The organism is Microbacterium sp. AR7-10 (genome assembly GCF_001878835.1).
Lineage (GTDB): Bacteria > Actinomycetota > Actinomycetes > Actinomycetales > Microbacteriaceae > Microbacterium > Microbacterium commune.
Window position 1 is genome coordinate 18,201 of sequence record NZ_MJIR01000035.1, and the last position, 17,768, is coordinate 35,968.

Annotated in this window: 18 protein-coding genes; 8 read left to right on the forward strand and 10 right to left on the reverse strand. The window is 71.2% G+C overall.

Features of this window, described 5'->3' with window-relative positions:
* Nucleotides 1-25: 25 nt before the first annotated feature.
* Genes BFN01_RS02965 through BFN01_RS02985 form a run of 5 tightly spaced genes read left to right on the forward strand, consistent with a single transcriptional unit; the run spans nt 26 to nt 4,977 of the window.
* Nucleotides 26-1,552: an ABC transporter substrate-binding protein gene (locus BFN01_RS02965; RefSeq protein WP_071641407.1), complete on the forward strand. Its 1,527-nt coding sequence runs from the start codon at nt 26-28 to the stop codon at nt 1,550-1,552.
* Nucleotides 1,549-2,502 carry an ABC transporter permease gene (locus BFN01_RS02970; RefSeq protein WP_071641408.1) on the forward strand — a complete coding sequence of 318 codons (954 nt, stop codon included), beginning with the start codon at nt 1,549-1,551 and terminating at the stop codon, nt 2,500-2,502. Before BFN01_RS02965 ends, BFN01_RS02970 begins: the two co-directional genes overlap by 4 nt.
* Entirely contained in the window at nt 2,502-3,368 is an 867-nt protein-coding gene (locus tag BFN01_RS02975; protein ID WP_071641410.1) for an ABC transporter permease, read from the forward strand. Before BFN01_RS02970 ends, BFN01_RS02975 begins: the two co-directional genes overlap by 1 nt.
* Nucleotides 3,365-4,168 (forward strand): ABC transporter ATP-binding protein, encoded by an 804-nt coding sequence (locus BFN01_RS02980; RefSeq protein ID WP_071641412.1) that lies wholly within the window; start codon nt 3,365-3,367, stop codon nt 4,166-4,168. Before BFN01_RS02975 ends, BFN01_RS02980 begins: the two co-directional genes overlap by 4 nt.
* Nucleotides 4,165-4,977 (forward strand): ABC transporter ATP-binding protein, encoded by an 813-nt coding sequence (locus BFN01_RS02985; protein WP_083428610.1) that lies wholly within the window; start codon nt 4,165-4,167, stop codon nt 4,975-4,977. The genes BFN01_RS02980 and BFN01_RS02985 overlap by 4 nt, the downstream gene beginning before the upstream one ends.
* Before the next feature lie 60 nt (nt 4,978-5,037).
* On the opposite strand, the gene BFN01_RS02990 is transcribed toward BFN01_RS02985, so the two are convergent.
* The 3 genes from BFN01_RS02990 to BFN01_RS03000 are packed head-to-tail and all read right to left on the reverse strand — an operon-like array spanning nt 5,038 to nt 7,018.
* Nucleotides 5,038-5,541, reverse strand: a complete 504-nt coding sequence (locus BFN01_RS02990; protein WP_071641414.1) for a GNAT family N-acetyltransferase — start codon at nt 5,539-5,541, stop codon at nt 5,038-5,040.
* On the reverse strand, nt 5,538-6,236 hold the full coding sequence (locus tag BFN01_RS02995; protein ID WP_071641416.1) for a uracil-DNA glycosylase: 699 nt from the start codon (nt 6,234-6,236) through the stop codon (nt 5,538-5,540). Before BFN01_RS02995 ends, BFN01_RS02990 begins: the two co-directional genes overlap by 4 nt.
* Nucleotides 6,236-7,018, reverse strand: a complete 783-nt coding sequence (locus BFN01_RS03000) for an SDR family oxidoreductase (protein WP_177243790.1) — start codon at nt 7,016-7,018, stop codon at nt 6,236-6,238. Before BFN01_RS03000 ends, BFN01_RS02995 begins: the two co-directional genes overlap by 1 nt.
* Before the next feature lie 153 nt (nt 7,019-7,171).
* Here BFN01_RS03000 and BFN01_RS03005 point away from each other — a divergent pair, with 153 nt between their 5' ends.
* Both BFN01_RS03005 and BFN01_RS03010 read left to right on the forward strand, forming a co-directional pair.
* Nucleotides 7,172-8,494, forward strand: coding sequence for a bifunctional o-acetylhomoserine/o-acetylserine sulfhydrylase (locus tag BFN01_RS03005; protein WP_071641420.1), 1,323 nt, complete (start codon nt 7,172-7,174; stop codon nt 8,492-8,494).
* A gap of 120 nt (nt 8,495-8,614) precedes the next feature.
* A complete protein-coding gene (locus BFN01_RS03010; protein ID WP_071641422.1) occupies nt 8,615-9,820 on the forward strand; it encodes a homoserine O-acetyltransferase in 1,206 nt (401 codons plus the stop codon).
* Nucleotides 9,821-9,838: 18 nt separating this feature from the next.
* Here BFN01_RS03010 and BFN01_RS03015 read toward each other — a convergent pair whose 3' ends face one another.
* The 5 genes from BFN01_RS03015 to BFN01_RS03035 are packed head-to-tail and all read right to left on the reverse strand — an operon-like array spanning nt 9,839 to nt 14,176.
* Nucleotides 9,839-10,483 carry an NUDIX domain-containing protein gene (locus BFN01_RS03015; protein ID WP_071641424.1) on the reverse strand — a complete coding sequence of 215 codons (645 nt, stop codon included), beginning with the start codon at nt 10,481-10,483 and terminating at the stop codon, nt 9,839-9,841.
* A 10-nt stretch (nt 10,484-10,493) separates the two neighbouring features.
* Nucleotides 10,494-11,693, reverse strand: a complete 1,200-nt coding sequence (locus BFN01_RS03020; RefSeq protein ID WP_083428611.1) for an MFS transporter — start codon at nt 11,691-11,693, stop codon at nt 10,494-10,496.
* A 42-nt stretch (nt 11,694-11,735) separates the two neighbouring features.
* On the reverse strand, nt 11,736-12,068 hold the full coding sequence (locus BFN01_RS03025; protein ID WP_071641427.1) for a thiamine-binding protein: 333 nt from the start codon (nt 12,066-12,068) through the stop codon (nt 11,736-11,738).
* Between the two features lie 31 nt (nt 12,069-12,099).
* The gene (locus BFN01_RS03030) at nt 12,100-13,308 is read right to left on the reverse strand and encodes a hypothetical protein (RefSeq protein ID WP_083428612.1); all 1,209 of its coding nucleotides are present in this window, start codon (nt 13,306-13,308) and stop codon (nt 12,100-12,102) included.
* Nucleotides 13,309-13,324: 16 nt separating this feature from the next.
* Entirely contained in the window at nt 13,325-14,176 is an 852-nt protein-coding gene (locus BFN01_RS03035; protein ID WP_071641530.1) for an ADP/ATP-dependent (S)-NAD(P)H-hydrate dehydratase, read from the reverse strand.
* A gap of 52 nt (nt 14,177-14,228) precedes the next feature.
* On the opposite strand from BFN01_RS03035, the gene BFN01_RS03040 reads away from it, so the two are divergent.
* A complete protein-coding gene (locus BFN01_RS03040; RefSeq protein WP_071641430.1) occupies nt 14,229-15,311 on the forward strand; it encodes an NADH:flavin oxidoreductase/NADH oxidase in 1,083 nt (360 codons plus the stop codon).
* A gap of 60 nt (nt 15,312-15,371) precedes the next feature.
* Here BFN01_RS03040 and BFN01_RS03045 read toward each other — a convergent pair whose 3' ends face one another.
* Together BFN01_RS03045 and BFN01_RS03050 are read right to left on the reverse strand one after the other, a co-directional pair.
* Nucleotides 15,372-16,433 (reverse strand): hemolysin family protein, encoded by a 1,062-nt coding sequence (locus tag BFN01_RS03045; RefSeq protein ID WP_071641432.1) that lies wholly within the window; start codon nt 16,431-16,433, stop codon nt 15,372-15,374.
* A complete protein-coding gene (locus tag BFN01_RS03050; protein ID WP_071641434.1) occupies nt 16,430-17,746 on the reverse strand; it encodes a hemolysin family protein in 1,317 nt (438 codons plus the stop codon). Before BFN01_RS03050 ends, BFN01_RS03045 begins: the two co-directional genes overlap by 4 nt.
* Between the last annotated feature and the right edge of the window lie 22 nt (nt 17,747-17,768).

Genomic DNA, 17,768 nt, shown 5'->3' on the forward strand with positions numbered 1-17,768 from the left:
CCGCACCACTTCGAGAGGACGACCCTTGTCTGCTTCCCCCACCAGGCTCACCGCCGGATCGGCCGCGCTCGGCCTCCTCGCCGCCGGCGTCTTCGCGCTCAGCGCCTGCACGCCGGCCGCCGAGCCGACGCCGACGGCCTCCGCTCCGGCCGACCCCGACGCGACCCTCACCGTCGGACTCGTGCTCGAGCCGACCAACCTCGACATCCGGCACACCAGCGGCGCCGCCCTCGAGCAGGTGCTCGTGGACAACATCTACGAGGGGCTCGTCACCCGCACGCAGGAGAACGACATCGAGGAGCGCCTGGCGAGCGCGTACGAGGTGTCGGCCGACGGGCTGACCTACGATTTCACCCTCAACGAGGGCGTCACCTTCCACGACGGCACCCCGCTCACCTCGGCCGACGTGGTCGCCTCGTACGAGACGGTCAGGACGGATGCCAGTGTGCAGGGCAACGCCGAGTTCGCCGGCGTCGCCTCGATCGAGGCTCCCGACGCGCAGACGGTGAGGATCACCCTCACGCAGCCCGACCAGAACTTCCTCTTCACCCTCACCGGCCCCGCCGGTCTCGTGTTCAAGAACGGCGACACGACCGATCTGAAGAACGACGAGAACGGCACGGGGCCGTTCGTGCTCGATCGCTGGGCCAAGGGCAGCGCCATCACCTTCGACAGGTACGACGAGTACTGGGGAGACAAGGCGACGATCGGCGAAGTCGTGTTCGAGTACATCCCGGACTTCACCGCCGGGGTCAATGCGGCACTGGACGGCACGCTCGACGTGCTCACCGCCGTCGACCCGAACCTCGTCTCGCAGCTCGAGGACACCGGCGACTTCACGATCACGACCGGTCGCACCACCGACAAGGCGACCCTCGCCTTCAACAACCGCAAGGCCCCCCTCGATGACGTGAGGGTGCGCGAGGCGCTGCGCCTCGCCGTCGACCACGAGGCGCTGGTCGAGGCGATCGGCGCCGGTCAGACGCTCTACGGGCCGATCCCCGAGCTCGACCCGGGGTACGAGGACCTCAGCGACGTGGCACCCTACGATCCCGCGCGGGCGAAGACGCTTCTGAAGGAGGCGGGTCACGAGAAGCTCGACCTCACCCTCACCATCCCGTCGTTCTACGGCACGACGGCTGCTCAGGTGCTCGTGTCCGACTACGCGAAGGTGGGCGTGTCGCTCGAGGTGAAGCGCGTCGAATTCCCGACGTGGCTCGAGGACGTGTACACGAACCACGACTACGAGCTCAGCTTCGTGCTGCACGTGGAGCCGCGTGACTTCGTGAACTTCGCCAATCCCGACTACTACTTCGGATACGACGACGCCGAGGTGCAGAAGCTGTACGCGCAGTCGCAGACGGAGACCGACCCGAAGAAGTCCGCGGAGCTGCTGAAGAAGGCTGCGCGCATCGTCTCGGAGGACCACGCGGCCGACTGGCTGTACAACGGCGCCACGCTCACCGCGCACACCGCCGCCGTGTCGGGCTTCCCGACCGACTCGATCAACTCGCGCATCGACCTCGCCGGCGTGACGAAGTCCGCGGAGTGATCCGCTACGCGCTCACTCGGGGGGTCCTGCTGATCGCAGGGCTCCTCGTGTCGAGCGCGATCATCTTCCTCACCCTGCGGGTGTTCCCCGGGGATGTCGCGCAGCTCATCGCGGGCACTCAGGCCGACCCGCAGACCGTCGAGGCGCTGCGCGAATCCCTCGGCCTGAACAAGCCGCTGCTCGCGCAGTACAGCGACTGGATCGCGGGCATCCTGCGCGGCGATCTCGGCGTCTCGCAGCTCAGCGGCGCCTCGGTCGGGGCCGAGCTCGTCGAGAAGTCGCGCGTGACCATCCCCCTCGGCCTGATGGCCCTGTCGATCGCCCTGCTCATCGCGGTGCCGTTCGGCGTGGCATCCGCCCTGCTGCGCGGGCGGGCGGGCGGAACCGCCCTCAGCTTCGCGGCACAGGCGCTCGCCGCCGTTCCCGTGATCTGGGCCGGGATGATGCTGGTCGTCGTCTTCGCACACGGGCTCGACTGGCTGCCCGCGCAGGGCTTCCCCCGCTCCGGATGGGCCACGCCCGCCCAGGCCTTCCAGTCGCTGCTGCTTCCCGCGCTCACGATCGGCATCGTCGAGGGCGCGATGCTCATGCGCTTCGTGCGCAGCGCCACCCTGCAGGCTGCCGGACAGGACTTCGTGCGCACCGCGGCGGCGAAGGGGCTCACCCGCCGTCAGGCGCTCATCCGCCACGGCCTGCCCGCCGTTGGCCTGTCGATCGTCACCGTGCTCGGGGTGCAGGTCGCCGGGATCGTGGTGGGCTCGGTCGTCATCGAGCAGCTGTTCACGCTGCCCGGCATCGGCCGGATGCTCGTAGCCGACGTCGGCACCCGCGACCTGGTCAAGGTGCAGAGCGAGCTGCTGGTGCTCACCGGGTTCGTGCTGATCATCGGGTTCGTCGTCGATCTCGTGCACCGTGCGGTCGATCCGAGACAGAGAGCGGAGGAGAGCTGATGCCCCGCTGGCTGCGTGCGCTGCTGTCGTCGTGGACGGGCAGGTTCGCCGTGCTCGTCGTGAGCGCGATCGCGCTGACCGCGGCCGTCTCGGTGTTCTGGACGCCGTTCGACCCGATGCTCTCCGACGTGCGCGGGCGCTGGGCGCCGCCCGGCTGGCCGCACCTGCTCGGCACCGACGGCACCGGACGGGACATCCTCAGCCTGATCATGGCGGGCGCCCGCACGACGGCCTTCGTCGCCGTCGGGGCAGGGATCGTCGCCACCCTCGTCGGCGTATCGCTGGCCGCCCTCGGGGCGCTGACGGCGAGGTGGCTGCGCGAGAGCATCGCGGTGCTGGTCGACATCCTCATCGCCTTCCCCGTGCTGATGATCGCGATGATGATCTCGGCCGTCTGGGGCGGGTCGCTGTGGGTTGTCGTCTTCGCGGTGGGGATCGGGTTCGGCGTGAGCATCGCCCGCGTCACCCGCCCCGAGCTGCGGCGCGTGCAGCAGAGCGATTTCGTGCTCGCGGGTCGGGCATCCGGACTCAGCGCCGGCCAGAATCTGCTGCACCACCTGCTGCCGAACATCGCCCCGGTGTTCATCGTGCAGCTGTCGTGGTCGATGGCGGTCGCCGTGCTCGCCGAGGCGGGACTGTCGTACCTCGGATTCGGCGCGTCGCTCACCGAGGCGTCCTGGGGCACGCTGCTGGCCGATCTGCAGCGCTACATCGGCGTGCATCCGCTCACCGTCGTCTGGCCGGGCCTGGCCATCACCCTCACCGTGCTGGGTCTGAACCTGCTCGGCGACGCGCTGCGCGAGGCGACCGACCCGACGCTCTCACGCCGCTCGGCGCAGCTGCACGTCCCGGAGGTGGTGGCATGACTCTCGAGGTCGAATCGCTGGTCGTCGAGCTCGACGGCAGACGCGTGGTCGACGGCGTCTCGTTCACGGTCGCCGACGGCCGGCGGCTCGGACTGATCGGCGAGTCCGGCTCGGGCAAGTCGGTGACCGCGCTGGCGATCCTCGGGCTGCTACCCGAGGATGCGCGGGTCAGCGGCAGCATCCGCTGGGACGGCGTCGAGCTGGTCGGGATGCCCGACCGCGATCTCGCCCGCCTGCGCGGCGACGAGATCGGCATGGTCTTCCAGGAGCCGCGCACCGCCCTCAACCCGATCCGCACGGTGGGCAGGCAGATCGCCGAGTCCGTGCGCATCCACGAGAGGATCGGCCGACGTGAGGCGCGCGAGCGTGCCGTCGCCGAAGCGGCCCGGGTGCAGCTGCCCGACCCGGCGTCGATCGTCGACCGGTACCCCCATCAGCTGTCCGGCGGTCAGCGGCAGCGGGTGGCCATCGCGATGGCGCTGGCCTGCCGCCCGCGGCTGCTCATCGCCGACGAGCCCACCACGGCCCTGGACGTGACCATCCAGGCCGAGGTGCTCAAGCTGCTGCTCGGCCTCGTCACCGACCAGGGCATGTCGCTCGTGTTCATCACCCACGACCTCGCCGTGCTCTCCCAGGTCGCGACCGACGCCGTCGTGCTCGAGCACGGTCGGGTCGTCGAGCAGGCGCCCATCTCGACGCTGCTCCGCTCGCCGGCGTCGCCGGTGACCCAGGCGCTGCTGCGCGACGCGACGGCGACGCTGTGGCGAGCGGATGCCCGCGACGAGGAGCCGGGATCATGAGCTCGCCCGCGCACGCCGACCGCGGACTCATCGTCGCCGAGGGTCTCAGCCGCAGCTTTCGGGTGCGACGGCGCACGATGTTCGACCGGCCGCGTACGAGCATCGCCCTGCACCCGACCGATCTCGAGGTCGCCGAGGGCGAATCGCTCGGACTCATCGGCGAATCCGGCTCCGGCAAGTCGACTCTCGTGCGCCTGCTGCTCGCTCTCGACCGTCCGTCGACCGGTCGGGTGCGGGTCGCCGGACGCGACGTCGACTCCTCGGCGAGCGCCAGGTCGCTGCACTGGCTGCGCCGGGACACGGGGCTGGTGTTCCAGGACCCGTACGCATCGCTGGATCCGCGCATGAGCGTCGGGCGGATCATCGGAGAGCCGCTCTGGGCACTCGACATCGCCGGCGACCATCGTGCGCGGGTTCGGGACGTTCTCGTGCAGGTCGGACTCGACGCCGACATGGCAGACCGGCATCCGCACGAGTTCTCCGGCGGGCAGCGCCAGCGCATCGCCCTGGCACGGGCGATCGTGCACCGACCGCGGATCCTCGTCGGCGACGAGCCGATGTCGGCGCTCGATGTCACCGTGCGCGCGCAGATCCTCGCCCTGCTCTCCCGGCTGCGCGTCGAGGAGGGCCTGACGATGATCACGGTCTCGCACGACATCGGACTCGTGCAGCACCTGAGCGACACCGTCGCGGTCATGAAGGACGGCCGCATCGTGGAACGCGGGACGGTGTCCGCGGTGCTGCAGCACCCGGCGCAGGAGTACACGAAGCGCCTGCTCGCGGCCGTGCCGGTCATCCCGTCGGTGTGACCGGGCCCTTCCCGGCGGCCCGCCCCGTCCGGGAGGTCCGGCGGCGAGTGCACGCGTCGTCTACAGCGCCTTCTGCAGGAAGAGCACGCCCAGCCGCTCCCCGAACTTCTCCCCCACCTCCGTGAGGCGCCCTGCGTCGACGAAGCCCGCCTTGCGGTGCAGTGCGGTCGACGCCTCGGCTCCGCGGTCGGCGATCACGGCGATGACCTGGCGCAGCCCGGCATCCCGGCATCGGTCGAGGAAGACGGCCAGCAGCGCCCAGCCCACTCCCCGGCCGGCCGCCGAGGGCGCGAGATAGATGGAATTCTCGATCGTGAAGCGGTAGGCGGACTTCGCCGACCAGGGAACTCCGAGCGCGTACCCGAGCAGCTCCCCCTCCGCCGTCTCGGCGACGAGGAACGGGATGCCCGCGTCGGCGATCCGAGCGGCCTTGCCCTCCCAGTCGGCGACAGTCGACTCGACCTCATCGAAGGTCACCGTCGACGAGCGCACGTAGTGGTTGTAGATGTCGCGGATCGCCGGCAGATCGGCATCCGCGACCGGACGCACCCGCAGCTCGCTCACGCCTCCCCCGTCACACGCCAGTCGACGGGTCGGGCGCCCAGGGATTCCAGCAGCGCATTCGCTCGGGAGAACGGTCGGGAGCCGAAGAAGCCCCGGCGCGCCGACAGCGGCGACGGATGCGCGGACTCGACCGTGGGCGTCTGTCCGAGCAGCGGCTTCAGCGCCGCGGCATCCTTCCCCCACAGCACCGCGACCAGGGGCTGCTCGCGGGCGACGAGCGCGCGGATCGCGTGCTCTGTCACCTTCTCCCATCCCCACCCGCGGTGGGATGCCGGTGCGCCGGGGCGCACGGTGAGCACGCGGTTCAGCAGCAGCACGCCCTGGTCGCTCCACGCCGTGAGGTCTCCGTGCGGCGGCGGAGTCAGGCCGAGGTCGTCGGCGCGCTCCCGGTAGATGTTGGCGAGGCTGCGCGGCAGCGGGCGCACGTCGCGGTCGACGGCGAACGACAGGCCGATCGGGTGACCGGGGGTCGGATACGGGTCCTGTCCGGTGATCAGCACCCGCACATCGGCCAGCGGGCACTGGAAGGCGCGCAGCACGTCGTCCCCTGACGGCAGATAGCCGCGTCCCGCTGCCTGCTCGGCTCGCAACCGGTCGCCCAGCTCGGCGATGAGCGGCTGCACGGGCTCGAGAGCCTGTGCCCAGCCGGGGTCGATCGAGCCGTCCTCGGCGAGCTCGGCGAGCGTGCGGCGCATCAGTCGTCGGTGCGCACGTGCAGCGTGCCGCGTGCCAGCAGATGCTGCGCGGCCTGTGCCAGCGGACGCATCGTGACCAGATCGAGGTTCACCCGCCGCGGCGCGTTCAGCGCGTAGGCGATGAGCTCGGCGACGTCATCCGCGATCAGCGGCTCGGCGACCCCGTCGTAGACCGATTCTGCTGCAGCGACGTCTCCGCCCAGGCGGTTGAGCGCGAACTCCTCGGTGTGCACCATGCCCGGCGCGACCTCGACCACCCGGATCGGCTCGCCGTGCAGCTCCTGGCGCAGCACCTTCACGAGCATCGACTCCGCCGCCTTGGCTGCGTTGTACCCACCGCCGCCCGGGTACGCGCTCTGCGCGGCCGTCGAGGTCACGAACACCGTGTCGGCGTGGCCGTCGGCAGCCGCGGCCCGGCGCAGCAGCGGAAGCAGGCCCGCCACGAGCCGCTGCGTCGTGAGCACGTTGGCGTCGTACATCCACTGCCAGTCGTCGATGGAACCCTGCTCGACGCTGTCGGTGCCTCGAGCGCCGCCGGCCACCTGCACGAGCGCGTGCACGGGACCGGTGCGGTCGAGCTCGGCGACGAGCGCGGCGACGGCATCCGGATCGGTCAGATCGCACGCGATGGTCGATGCGCCGGTCTCGGCTGCCAGCCGCGCAAGGCGCTTCGGCCGCCGCGCGACACCCACGACCTCCCACCCCTGCGCGCGCAGCACGCGCACGGTCGCCTCTCCGATACCCGAGCTGGCTCCGGTCACCACGGCACGTCTGATCACCATGTCCTCCACCGTATGCGCAACCACGGCCATATCCCGTCATCGCGCTGTGTTACGTAACATTTCCCGTCGGTTGTCGGCCGGCGCGCGGCTTCGTAGTGTCGCTTCCAGGCATCCAGCCGAACGACCCCACGACCCGAACCCTGGGAGCACGTCATGACCGCAGCCGAGAACTGGCGCTTCGAGACCAAGCAGATCCACTCGGGCGCCGCGCCCGACCCGGTCACCAAAGCGCGTGCGACGCCGATCTACCAGACCACCTCGTACGTGTTCGACAACGCCGACCACGCCGCGAACCTGTTCGCGCTGGCCGAGTTCGGCAACATCTACACCCGCATCCAGAACCCGACGCAGGATGTGCTCGAGCAGCGCCTCGCGGCGCTCGAGGGCGGCACCGGAGCCCTCGTGCTCTCGAGCGGCCAGGCGGCATCGACGTTCGCGATCCTGAACATCGCGGAGGCCGGCGACCACTTCGTGGCATCCAGCGCCATCTACGGCGGCACGTACAACCTCTTCAAGTACACCCTCGCCAAGCTGGGCGTCGAGGTCACCTTCGTCGAGAACCAGGACGACCTCGACGAGTGGCGCGCCGCCGTGCGTCCGAACACCAAGCTGTTCTTCGCCGAGACGATCGGCAACCCGAAGATCAACGTGCTCGACATCCGCGGCGTCGCCGACGTCGCCCACGAGCACGACGTGCCGCTGATCGTCGACAACACGATCGCCACCCCGTACCTCATCCGCCCGTTCGAGCACGGCGCCGACATCGTCACGCACTCGGTCACCAAGTTCCTCGGCGGCCACGGCACCACCATCGGCGGCGCGATCATCGACGGCGGCACCTTCGCGTGGTCGCAGCACGTCGACAAGTTCCCCGGCCTCACCGAGCCCGACCCCTCGTACCACGGCGCCTCGTACACGACCGCGGTCGGCGACGGGCTCGCGTACATCATCAAGGCCCGCGTGCAGCTGCTGCGCGACCTCGGATCGGCGATCTCGCCGCAGAGCGCGTGGAACCTCATCCAGGGCATCGAGACCCTGTCGCTGCGCATCGAGCGACACGTGCAGAACGCCCAGGAGATCGCCGAGTGGCTCGAGAACCACGACGACGTCGCCTCGGTGAACTACTCGGGTCTGCCCTCGTCGCCCTGGTACGCGAAGGCCAACGAGTACGCCCCCAAGGGCGTCGGCGCGGTGCTGTCGTTCGAGCTGAAGGGCGGTGTCGAGGCCGGTCGCGAGTTCGTGAACAGCCTGAGCCTGTTCAGCCACCTCGCCAACATCGGCGACGTGCGCTCGCTCGTCATCCACCCCGCGTCGACCACGCACTCGCAGCTGTCGCCCGAGCAGCAGCTCTCGGCCGGCGTCACCCCCGGCCTGGTGCGCCTCTCGGTGGGCATCGAGAACATCGACGACCTCAAGGCCGACCTCGACAGCGCGCTGAACGCCGCGCGTCGCGTCGCGGAGGCCGCTCGCGCCTGAGTCTCTCCGCTGCGCACCCGGATGCCCCGGACCGTTCGGTCCGGGGCATCCGTGCGTGGCAGCGAACCGCCCACCCGTAACCTGCCGCGGGCCGACAGGCGCACAGGTGAGAATGGACGCATGGACTGGCAGACGACCTCAGAGGACACGGTGCCGTCGGCTCCGGTGACCGAGGCCGATGTGCGTCTGCTCCGCGCGCGACCCCCGGCGACCGGCGCCTGGCGCGACGGCGACCCCGCGGGCGGGCGACGGTTCACGTTCCTCGGCGACTTCCGCACCGAGAACGGTCAGCTGCTGCCCGCCACCCGCCTGGCGTGGGAGAGCTGGGGCGAGCTGAACGAGGCGGGCGACAACGCCGTCCTGATCCTGCACGCCCTCACCGGCGACAGCCACGCGCGCGGCCCGGCCGGCGCCGGTCACCCCACCGCCGGATGGTGGGAGGACATCGTGGGCCCCGGGTCGGCGATCGACACCGACCGGTGGTTCGTCCTCGCCCCGAACATGCTGGGCGGATGCCAGGGCTCGACGGGACCGGCGAGCATCGCCCCGGACGGTCGGGAATGGGCATCCCGCTTCCCGTATCTCACCATCCGCGACCAGGTCTCGGCGCAGATCGGCCTCGCCGACGCCCTCGGCATCGAACGCTGGGCGGCCGTGATCGGCGGCTCGATGGGCGGCATGCATGCGCTGGAGTGGGCGGTGATGCAGCCCGAGCGCGTCGAGCGCCTGGCGGTGCTCTCCTCTCCCCCGGTGACCACCGCAGACCAGCTGGCCCTGAACTTCGTGCAGCTGGAGACCGTGCGGATGGATCCGCGTTTCGCCGGCGGCGAGTATTACGACGCCGCCCTCGGCGAGGGCCCGCACCGCGGCCTCGCGCTGGCGCGGCGGATGGCGCTGCTGAACTACCGCAGCCCCATCGAGCTGAACCAGCGGTTCCAGCGCTCCTGGCAGTCGGATGTGTCGCCTCTCGGACGCGGCGGACGCTTCGCGGTCGAGTCGTACCTGGACTTCCACGGCAACAAGTTCACCCGCCGCTTCGACGCGAACAGCTACATCACGGTCGTCGAGGCGATGAACTCGCATGACATCGGCCGCGACCGCGGTGGGGTCGAGCAGGCGCTGCACACGGTCACCGCGCGCACCCTCGTGCTGGGCATCGACACCGACCGCCTGTTCCCCGTCGACGGACAGCAGCGCATCGCGCGCAGCATCCCGAACCTCATCGACGACGAGGCCGTCGTGCTCACCAGCGACTTCGGACACGACGGCTTCCTCATCGAGACGGAACCGGTCGGCGCGCACCTGGAGCGTCTGCTCGCGTCGTGACCCGACCCGGAACGCCGGTCAGTCGCGTTCGTAGACCCAGGGCAGGTCGCTCATGGTCAGCCGGTGCCGCGCCCCCGGAGCACCCGGCTCGTCCGGATGCTCCTCATCCCCCGCCCACAGAGCGCGCATCCCGCGCTCGAGCCGCTGCATCCGCGTCTCGTAGCGCGCGACAGCGCTGACCGCCGCCCAGGCGTCGTTCACGGTGGGGTGCTCCCGCAGCGCATGCAGCGTGACCCATGTCGGCGGGAAGAGCGTGAGCTCCCCCGTCGCGTGCCGCTCGAACGCGCGAGCGGGCGTCATCCAGACCGCCTCCTCGATCTCGCCCGGGTTCGGTCGCAGCCGCTCCCCGCTCTCTCGAGCGAGGAAGAACCAGGTGCGGAACCGCACCGGCGTCTCCGCCGGCGGCACCCACCGGGAGAGGGTCACCAGATCGCGGATGCCGATGCCGGCCTCCTCGCGGGTCTCGCGCACGGCCGCGCGCAGCGCCGCACCCTCCTCGCCGCCGCCCTCCCGCTCGTCATCGGGGTCGACGCGCCCGCCGGGGAAGACCCAGGCGCCGGGGAACGACCCGGTGGCGGGGCGGCGCAGCAGCAGCACCTCCAGACCGTCCGCACCGTCGCGCAGGACGACGGCCGTGCCGGCGACGCGCATCGTGGCATCCATGCCGGAAACTCTAGTGCTCGCGCCCCGCCGCCACCGCCACCGGTGCGGACGACTGCGCCCGGTAGGCGAGCAGCACGATCCCGAGCCCGAGCGCGGCGAGCACCGCCCCCACCCACTCCGGTGCGGTGAAGCCGAAGCCGAGCGAGATCGCCACACCGCCCAGGAACGCCCCCAGGCTGTTTCCGATGTTCAACGCGGAGTGGTTCAGCGCCGCCGCGATCGACTGGTTGTCGCCGGCGACATCCATCAGGCGGGTCTGGATCGCCGGACTCAGCACCGCCGCGATCGCGCCGACGAGCGTGGCGGTGATGATCAGCGCGACCACCGAGAACGCCAGCAGGGCGAGCAGCACGAGCACCGCGGCGAGCGCGGCGAGGCCCCAGACCAGGGTGCGACGCAGGTCGCGGTCGGCCAGGCGCCCGCCCGCCAGGTTGCCGACGGTCATCCCCACCCCGACCAGCACCAGGGTCACCGGAACGACCCACTGCGGAGCGCCGGCGACCTCGGTCACCAGCGGGGAGATGTAGCTGTACACGGCGAAGAATCCGCCGAAGCCGATCGCCCCCATCCCGAGTGTCAGCCAGACCTGCGGGACCCGGAACACGCTCAGCTCCGAGCGCAGCGTCCGGCCGGGGTCTCCCGGGTGCGGGGGCACGAACAGCGCGATGCACACCGCCGCGAGGGCGAACACACCGGTCACCACGAGGAACGCGGTGCGCCAGCCCCACTGCTGCCCCAGATAGGTGCCCACCGGCACGCCGACGACATTCGCGACGGTCAGCCCGGTGAGGATGAACGCGACGCCCTGTGCGCGCTTGCCGGGGCCGAGCACGTCGGCCGCGACGAGCGCGCCGATGCCGAAGTACGCCCCGTGCGGCAGCCCGGCCAGCAGTCTCGAGGCGCCGACCAGTCCGAAGCCCGGCAGCACCACGGTGAGCGCGTTGCCGAGGGTCAGCGCGATCGCGAGCACCAGCATCACCCGGTGCCGCGAGAAGCGCGCCACGGCTCCGGCGATGGTGGGCGCGCCGATCACGACGCCGAGCGCGTACAGCGAGATGAGCACACCGCTCTGACCGATCGCCTGCTCGCTGCTCACCGCCCAGAGGTCGGGCAGCAGGTCTTCGGCGATCTCGGGCAGCAGGCCCATCATGACGAATTCGGTCATGCCGATGCCGAAGCTGCCGACGGCGAGGGAGAGGAGCGCCCTCATCGCCGCCCCCCTCGAGAGATTCGAGGGAGTCACCCGCCCATGTTACCGGCCGGTCGCCTCAGGGTCGGCCGATGCGTCGATGGCCCTCTCGAGGCGCTCGATCTTGGCATCCAGCTCGCCGCTGTAGCCGGGACGGATGTCGGCTTTGAGCACGAGCGAGACACGGGATCCGAACGGCATCACGGCCTCGGTGGCCCTCTTGACCACGTCCATCACCGAGTCCCAGTCGGGTCCTTCGATCTCCGTGAACATGCTGGTGGTGCGGTGCGCGAGACCGGACTCGCGCACCACCTGCACCGCGGCCGCGACGGCGTCGTGCACCGAGTCACTCGAGCGGGCGTCGCCGGAAGGGGCGACGGAGAATGCGACGAGCATGGTTCCTCCTGTTGTTGCGTGGTCGAACACGTCAGCGACGCGCGGTGGGCGTCTGCAGCACCGCACGCACGGCCACGATGAGCGTCACCACGAGCATGGCATTGCGAACGCTCAGCAGCAGCACCGGCACGGGGTGCGCGGCGAGCAGGCCGTCGTAGGTGAGCGGGTAGATGCAGAACGTCAGGGCGCACAGCAGCAGCACGAGGGCGGTCGCCGTGTGCGCGCGCTGGCGGTCGAAGACGATCCACAGCATCGCGGGAGCGATGAGCCAGGTGGTGAACTGCGGCGAGCCCACCCTGTTGGTGACGATCAGTGCGGCGATGAGGGCGAGCGCGAGCGGGGGAAGCAGGCGCGGCCACGCGGCACCTCGACGGGCGCGAAGAGCCCCGAGCGCCAGGATGCCGATCACGGCGACCACCATCGCCGGCGTCGTCGCGGCGGCGACGGCTGCCGCCCCCGTCGCCTCGATCTGGAACGTGAGGATGTCGAAGCTGTACTCGATGCGCGCCTCGCCGGCGACCGCCGCCCAGAGGAAGGGCGTCGCGGCGACCGCCTCGATCTGCAGCCCCCGGCCGGTCTGGGCGGTGATGAATCCGAGCAGCCGCTCGCCGGCCCCCAGGGTCAGCAGTGCCGCGGCGATGGCGGCGGAGACCGCGACCGCGGTGACCGCGAGCTGCAGACCGCGCCGGCCGGCGGCGATCGCCGCGACCAGCAGCGCACCAGGCCAGATCTTGATCCACACGCCGACGGCGAGGGCGGCCGCACCCAGACGCGGGTGCGAGACCAGCCACAGTCCCCCCGCCAGGGCGAGCGGCACGGTGATCGCATCGATCCGGTACATCGCGATCGGGCCGAGCAGCAGCATCGCAGCGACCCAGAACCACGCGGCCGAGCGACGGCCGGAACCTCCGCCGCGAAGCAGCACGACGAGACCGAGCGCGTCGCACGCGGTCACCAGCAGCGCCCAGCCCACCAGATACGCCCCCGGCGCCCCCAGCAGCGGGACGAACGGCAGCGCGGGCAGATGGGCGGCCAGCATCGGCAGCAGCGCCAGCTGCGGGTACACCCAGCTCTCGGTGATGCCCACGATCGCGTCGCCGTCGAGCGCGGCCTGCGACCACGGCTGGTAGACGAGCACCACATCTCCCATGGGCTGGCTCGGCAGCAGCCATCCGGCCGCCGCGACCCCCGCGTGCACGAGGAGGAACGCCGCCCACACCGCCCAGGGTCGCGACGTCACCTCTGCGGCCCCGGTGTCATGACAGCAGCTCGCCGATGGCGCCGGGCAGCGCCTCGGCGACGTCGAGCGCGACGATCGGATGCCCGGCCGCCCGACCCCCTGCCGATGATCCGCCCGCGACTCCGGATGCCCGTGCCGCCGCGCGCCCGTGCAGCCAGACGGCAGCCGCCGCCGACACCGCCAGGGTGCGGGCGGGATCGGCGGCGATGAGCGCGCCGATGACACCGCCCAGCACATCGCCGGAACCGGCGGTGGAGAGCCACGCCGGGGCGTCGCCGATGACGATCGGCTCGCCGTCGGGACCGGCGATCACGGTCCGGGAGCCCTTGAGCAGCACGGTCGCACCGAGCCGCGATGCCGTCTCGACCACCCCCGCGACGCGGGCGTCCTCGGTGGCGAGGTCGACGTCCTCGAGTCCGAGCCCGGCGCGCAGCCGCCGGAACTCGCCGGCGTGCGGTGTGAGCACCATCGGGGCGGTCGCGTGTGCAGCCAGATCCAGCGCGCCCGCGTCGACGACCACCGCGACATCACCGCGCAGGATCTCCTCGAGCGCCGTGCGCTCGTGCTCGTCGCGGTGCTCGGCGTCCGTCCCGGAGCCGATCACCCATGCGCCCACCCGCGTCCGTCCGGCCTCATCCCTGGCGACGGTCTCGGGCCGCCGGGCCAGCACGGCATCGCGCGCGCCGCCGGTGTACAGCACGTACCCCGCCCCGGCCCGCCAGGCCGCCTCGACCCCGAGCACGGCGGCGCCGGGGTACGACGCGGAGCCGGTGCGCAGGCCCACCACACCGCGCGAGTACTTGTCGTCGTCAGCGGTCGGCACGCGCAGCAGCTCGCTGGTGTCGGCTCTGGTCCACTCCCGCAGCATGAACACCACGGTAGCGCGCCCTGCCCCCGCGTCCTGGCGTTAGCGTCGTGGTGTGACCACACTTCCCACTCCCCTGCTCTTCACGCCCCTGACCATCCGCTCCCTCACCCTGCCCAACCGGCTGTGGGTGTCGCCGATGTGCATGTACAGCGCCGTCGACGGCGTGCCGCAGGACTGGCATCGCACGCACCTGGCGCAGTTCGCGTCCGGCGGCGCCGGGCTGATCGTCGCAGAGGCGACCGGCGTGGTTCCCGAAGGACGCATCTCGCCGCGCGACACCGGCATCTGGAACGACGAGCAGCGCGACGCCTGGGCCCTCGTCGTCGACGATGCCCACGAGCGCGGCGGTCTGATCGGCATCCAGCTCGCCCACGCCGGGCGGATGGCCTCGACCTGGTGGCCGTGGGCCGACCAGCACGGCACCGTGCCGGTCGCCGACGGCGGCTGGCCCACGGTCGCCCCCTCCGCCATCGCGTTCGACGGGTACGCCCCTCCGGCGGCTCTGGACGCGGCCGGCATCGACCGGATCGTCGACGCGTTCGCGGACGCCGCCGGACGCGCCCTGGATGCCGGATTCGACGCGCTCGAGGTGCACGGCGCGCACGGCTACCTGCTGCACGAGTTCCTCTCGCCGCTGTCGAACGTGCGCGACGACGAGTACGGCGGGCCGCTCGAGAACCGCGCCCGCCTGCTCCTGCGCATCGTCGAGCGGGTGCGCGCGGTCGCCGGCGCCGCGACACCGGTCTTCGTGCGACTCTCGGCCACCGACTACGCCGAGGGCGGGTTCACTCCCGAGCAGGCCGCGCAGGTGGCCGTCTGGGCGATGGATGCCGGTGCCGACCTCGTCGACGTGTCGAGCGGCGGCATCGTCGCGCGACCGCGGATCGACTACCGCCCCGGCTTCCAGGTGCCGTTCGCGGAGACCGTGCGCGCGGGAGGCCGCGTGCCCACCGCCGCCGTCGGGCTGATCACCAGCGGCGAGCAGGCCGAGCAGGTCCTCGCCTCGGGCGCCGCCGACGCGATCTTCGCGGGCCGGGAGTGGCTGCGCGATCCGCACTTCGGGCTGCGCGCCGCCCACGAGCTGGGCGCCGAGGTGCCCTGGCCGCCGCAGTACCGGCGAGCGCACTGGCGCTGAACGTCGCACGCCGGCCCCGGCAGGGATGACCTGCCGGGGCCGGCGCGTGTCAGGCTCGGATCAGCGTCCGTGACCGCGGCGAGTCGCGTCCTGCACCTCGCCGACGAGCTCCTCCAGGATGTCCTCGAGGAAGAGCACCGCGGTGGTCGCGCCCGAGCGGTCGCGCACCTTGGCGAGGTGACGCCCGGCTCGGCGCATCGAGGCGAGGGCGTCCTCGAGGTCGGTCTCCTCCTGCACCGGCAGCATGTGGTGGATGCGCTTGGCCGGCAGCGGCTGGGAGATCTTCTCGTCTGGCTCGGGCCCCTCCGCCACGCGAAGCACGTCCTTCAGGTGCACGTAGCCGATCGGCGTCTGCTCGTCGTCGACGATCACGTAGCGCGAGAAGCCGTAGCGCGCGACCGCCCGCTCGACGTCCTCCGGGGTGGCCGTCTCGGGCAGCGTGATGAGGTCGGCGAGCGGCACGGCGATGTCGCGTGCCTTCTTGTCGGTGAACTCCACGGCCGCGGCGACGGCGCCCGACGAGTCGGTGAGCACGCCCTCGCGCCGCGAGCGGTCGACGATCGTCGCGACCTCCTCGAGCGTGAACGTCGAGGCCGCCTCGTTCTTCGGCTCGACGCCGAACAGGCGCAGCACGCCGTTCGCGATGCCGTTCAGCGCCCAGATGATGTGGCGGAACACGCGCGACACCCAGACCAGCGGGGGCGCGAGCATGAGCACGGCGCGGTCGGGGATCGAGAAGGCGAGGTTCTTCGGCACCATCTCGCCGAACACGACGTGCAGGAACGACACGAGCGCGAGCGTGATCACGAAGGCGCTCACGGAGATCACCGCCGGATCCCAGCCGAGGGCGTGCATCGGCACCTCGAGGAGGTGATGGATCGCCGGCTCCGACACGTTCAGGATCAGCAGCGAGCAGATCGTGATGCCCAGCTGCGAGGTGGCGAGCATGAGCGTGGCATGCTCCATCGCGTACAGCGCGGTCTTCGCCGCCCTGGATCCGCGTTCGGCGAGCGGCTCGATCTGCGAGCGGCGCGCGGAGATGACGGCGAACTCGCCGCCGACGAAGAAGGCGTTCGCGGCGAGCAGCACGACGAGCCATACCAGTCCTGCCCAGTCGCTCATCGCTCCTCCTCCATCGCGTCCGCGGCCGGGTCGGCGGTGTAGCGGACGCGGTCGATGCGCCGGCCGTCCATCCGCACGACGCGCAGCACGCCGGTGTCGATCCGCACCTCGTCATCGATCACCGGGAGCCTCTCGAGCAGGCTCATCATGTAGCCGGCGACGGTGTCGTAGACCTCGCCCTCGGGGACCTCGATCCCCGTGCGCGAGCGCAGCTCGTCCGGACGCAGCTCACCGGGGAACGTGATCGAGTCGACGCGGCGCACGATGCCCGCGCGGGAGCGGTCGTGCTCGTCGGACACCTCGCCGACGATCTCCTCGATGAGGTCCTCGAGCGTGACGATCCCGGCGGTGCCGCCGTACTCGTCGACCACGACGGCCATCTGGTACCCCTTGGTGCGCAGCTCGGCGACCAGCACGTCCAGGTGCACGGTCTCGGGCACCCGCAGCGGCTCGGTGCTCAGCGCGCCGACGGGGACCTCGGCGCGCTTCTCGCGCGGCACCGACACGGCGGCCTTCACGTGCACGACACCGGTGATGTCGTCGAGGTCGTCGTCGTACACCGGGAAGCGGCTGTGGCCCGTGCGCCTGGCGAGGCGGATCACGTCGTCAGCCGAGTCGCCCACCGAGATGGCGTGCATGCTCGGCCGCGGCGTCATGATGTCGTCGGCGGTGAGGCGGGCGAAGTTCAGGCTCCGATCGAGCAGCGTCGCGGTGTCCTTCTCGAGCACCCCCTGGCTCGCGGAGCGGCGCACCAGCGAGGAGAGCTCCTCGGCGCTCCGTGATCCCGAGAGCTCCTCCTTCGGCTCGATGCCGATGCTGCGCAGCACCCCGTTCGCGCTGCCGTTGAGCAGCACGATGGCGGGCTTGAAGACGGCCGTGAACGCCGTCTGGAACGGGATCACCAGCTTCGCCGTGGCCAGCGGTAGCGCGAGCGCGAAGTTCTTCGGCACGAGCTCGCCCAGGATCATCGAGAGGAAGGTCGCGATGAGCATCGCCACCGTCACCGAGACGGGCGTCGCCACGGCATCCGGGATGCCCCACGCGTCGAGAAGCGGCGCGAGCAGCTTCGAGATGGCGGGCTCCATCGTGTATCCGGTCAGGAGGGTGGTCAGCGTGATGCCCAGCTGCGCTGACGACAGATGGGTCGACGTGATCTTCAGTGCGCGGATCGTCAGGCTGAGGCGGGATTCACCCCTCGCCTGACGTGCTTCGAGCTCCGCCCGGTCGAGGTTGACCAGAGCGAACTCGCTGGCGACGAAGAGGCCCGTCCCCACGATGAGCAGCAGCCCCACGCCCAACAGCAGGAATTCCATCAGCTGTGTCCCTCGAGTCCCT

What these genes read in the sequence shown, in the direction of transcription:
- BFN01_RS02980 (WP_071641412.1), top strand. Translation starts at nt 3,365, where the DNA reads ATGACTCTCGAGGTCGAATCGCTGGTCGTCGAGCTCGACGGCAGACGC.
- BFN01_RS02975 (WP_071641410.1), top strand. Translation starts at nt 2,502, where the DNA reads ATGCCCCGCTGGCTGCGTGCGCTGCTGTCGTCGTGGACGGGCAGGTTC.
- BFN01_RS02985 (WP_083428610.1), top strand. Translation starts at nt 4,165, where the DNA reads ATGAGCTCGCCCGCGCACGCCGACCGCGGACTCATCGTCGCCGAGGGT.
- BFN01_RS03050 (WP_071641434.1), bottom strand. Translation starts at nt 17,746, where the DNA reads ATGGAATTCCTGCTGTTGGGCGTGGGGCTGCTGCTCATCGTGGGGACG.
- BFN01_RS03020 (WP_083428611.1), bottom strand. Translation starts at nt 11,693, where the DNA reads ATGAGGGCGCTCCTCTCCCTCGCCGTCGGCAGCTTCGGCATCGGCATG.
- BFN01_RS03015 (WP_071641424.1), bottom strand. Translation starts at nt 10,483, where the DNA reads ATGGATGCCACGATGCGCGTCGCCGGCACGGCCGTCGTCCTGCGCGAC.
- BFN01_RS03010 (WP_071641422.1), top strand. Translation starts at nt 8,615, where the DNA reads ATGGACTGGCAGACGACCTCAGAGGACACGGTGCCGTCGGCTCCGGTG.
- BFN01_RS03005 (WP_071641420.1), top strand. Translation starts at nt 7,172, where the DNA reads ATGACCGCAGCCGAGAACTGGCGCTTCGAGACCAAGCAGATCCACTCG.
- BFN01_RS03045 (WP_071641432.1), bottom strand. Translation starts at nt 16,433, where the DNA reads ATGAGCGACTGGGCAGGACTGGTATGGCTCGTCGTGCTGCTCGCCGCG.
- BFN01_RS02995 (WP_071641416.1), bottom strand. Translation starts at nt 6,236, where the DNA reads ATGCGCCGCACGCTCGCCGAGCTCGCCGAGGACGGCTCGATCGACCCC.
- BFN01_RS03000 (WP_177243790.1), bottom strand. Translation starts at nt 7,018, where the DNA reads ATGGTGATCAGACGTGCCGTGGTGACCGGAGCCAGCTCGGGTATCGGA.
- BFN01_RS03025 (WP_071641427.1), bottom strand. Translation starts at nt 12,068, where the DNA reads ATGCTCGTCGCATTCTCCGTCGCCCCTTCCGGCGACGCCCGCTCGAGT.
- BFN01_RS03035 (WP_071641530.1), bottom strand. Translation starts at nt 14,176, where the DNA reads ATGCTGCGGGAGTGGACCAGAGCCGACACCAGCGAGCTGCTGCGCGTG.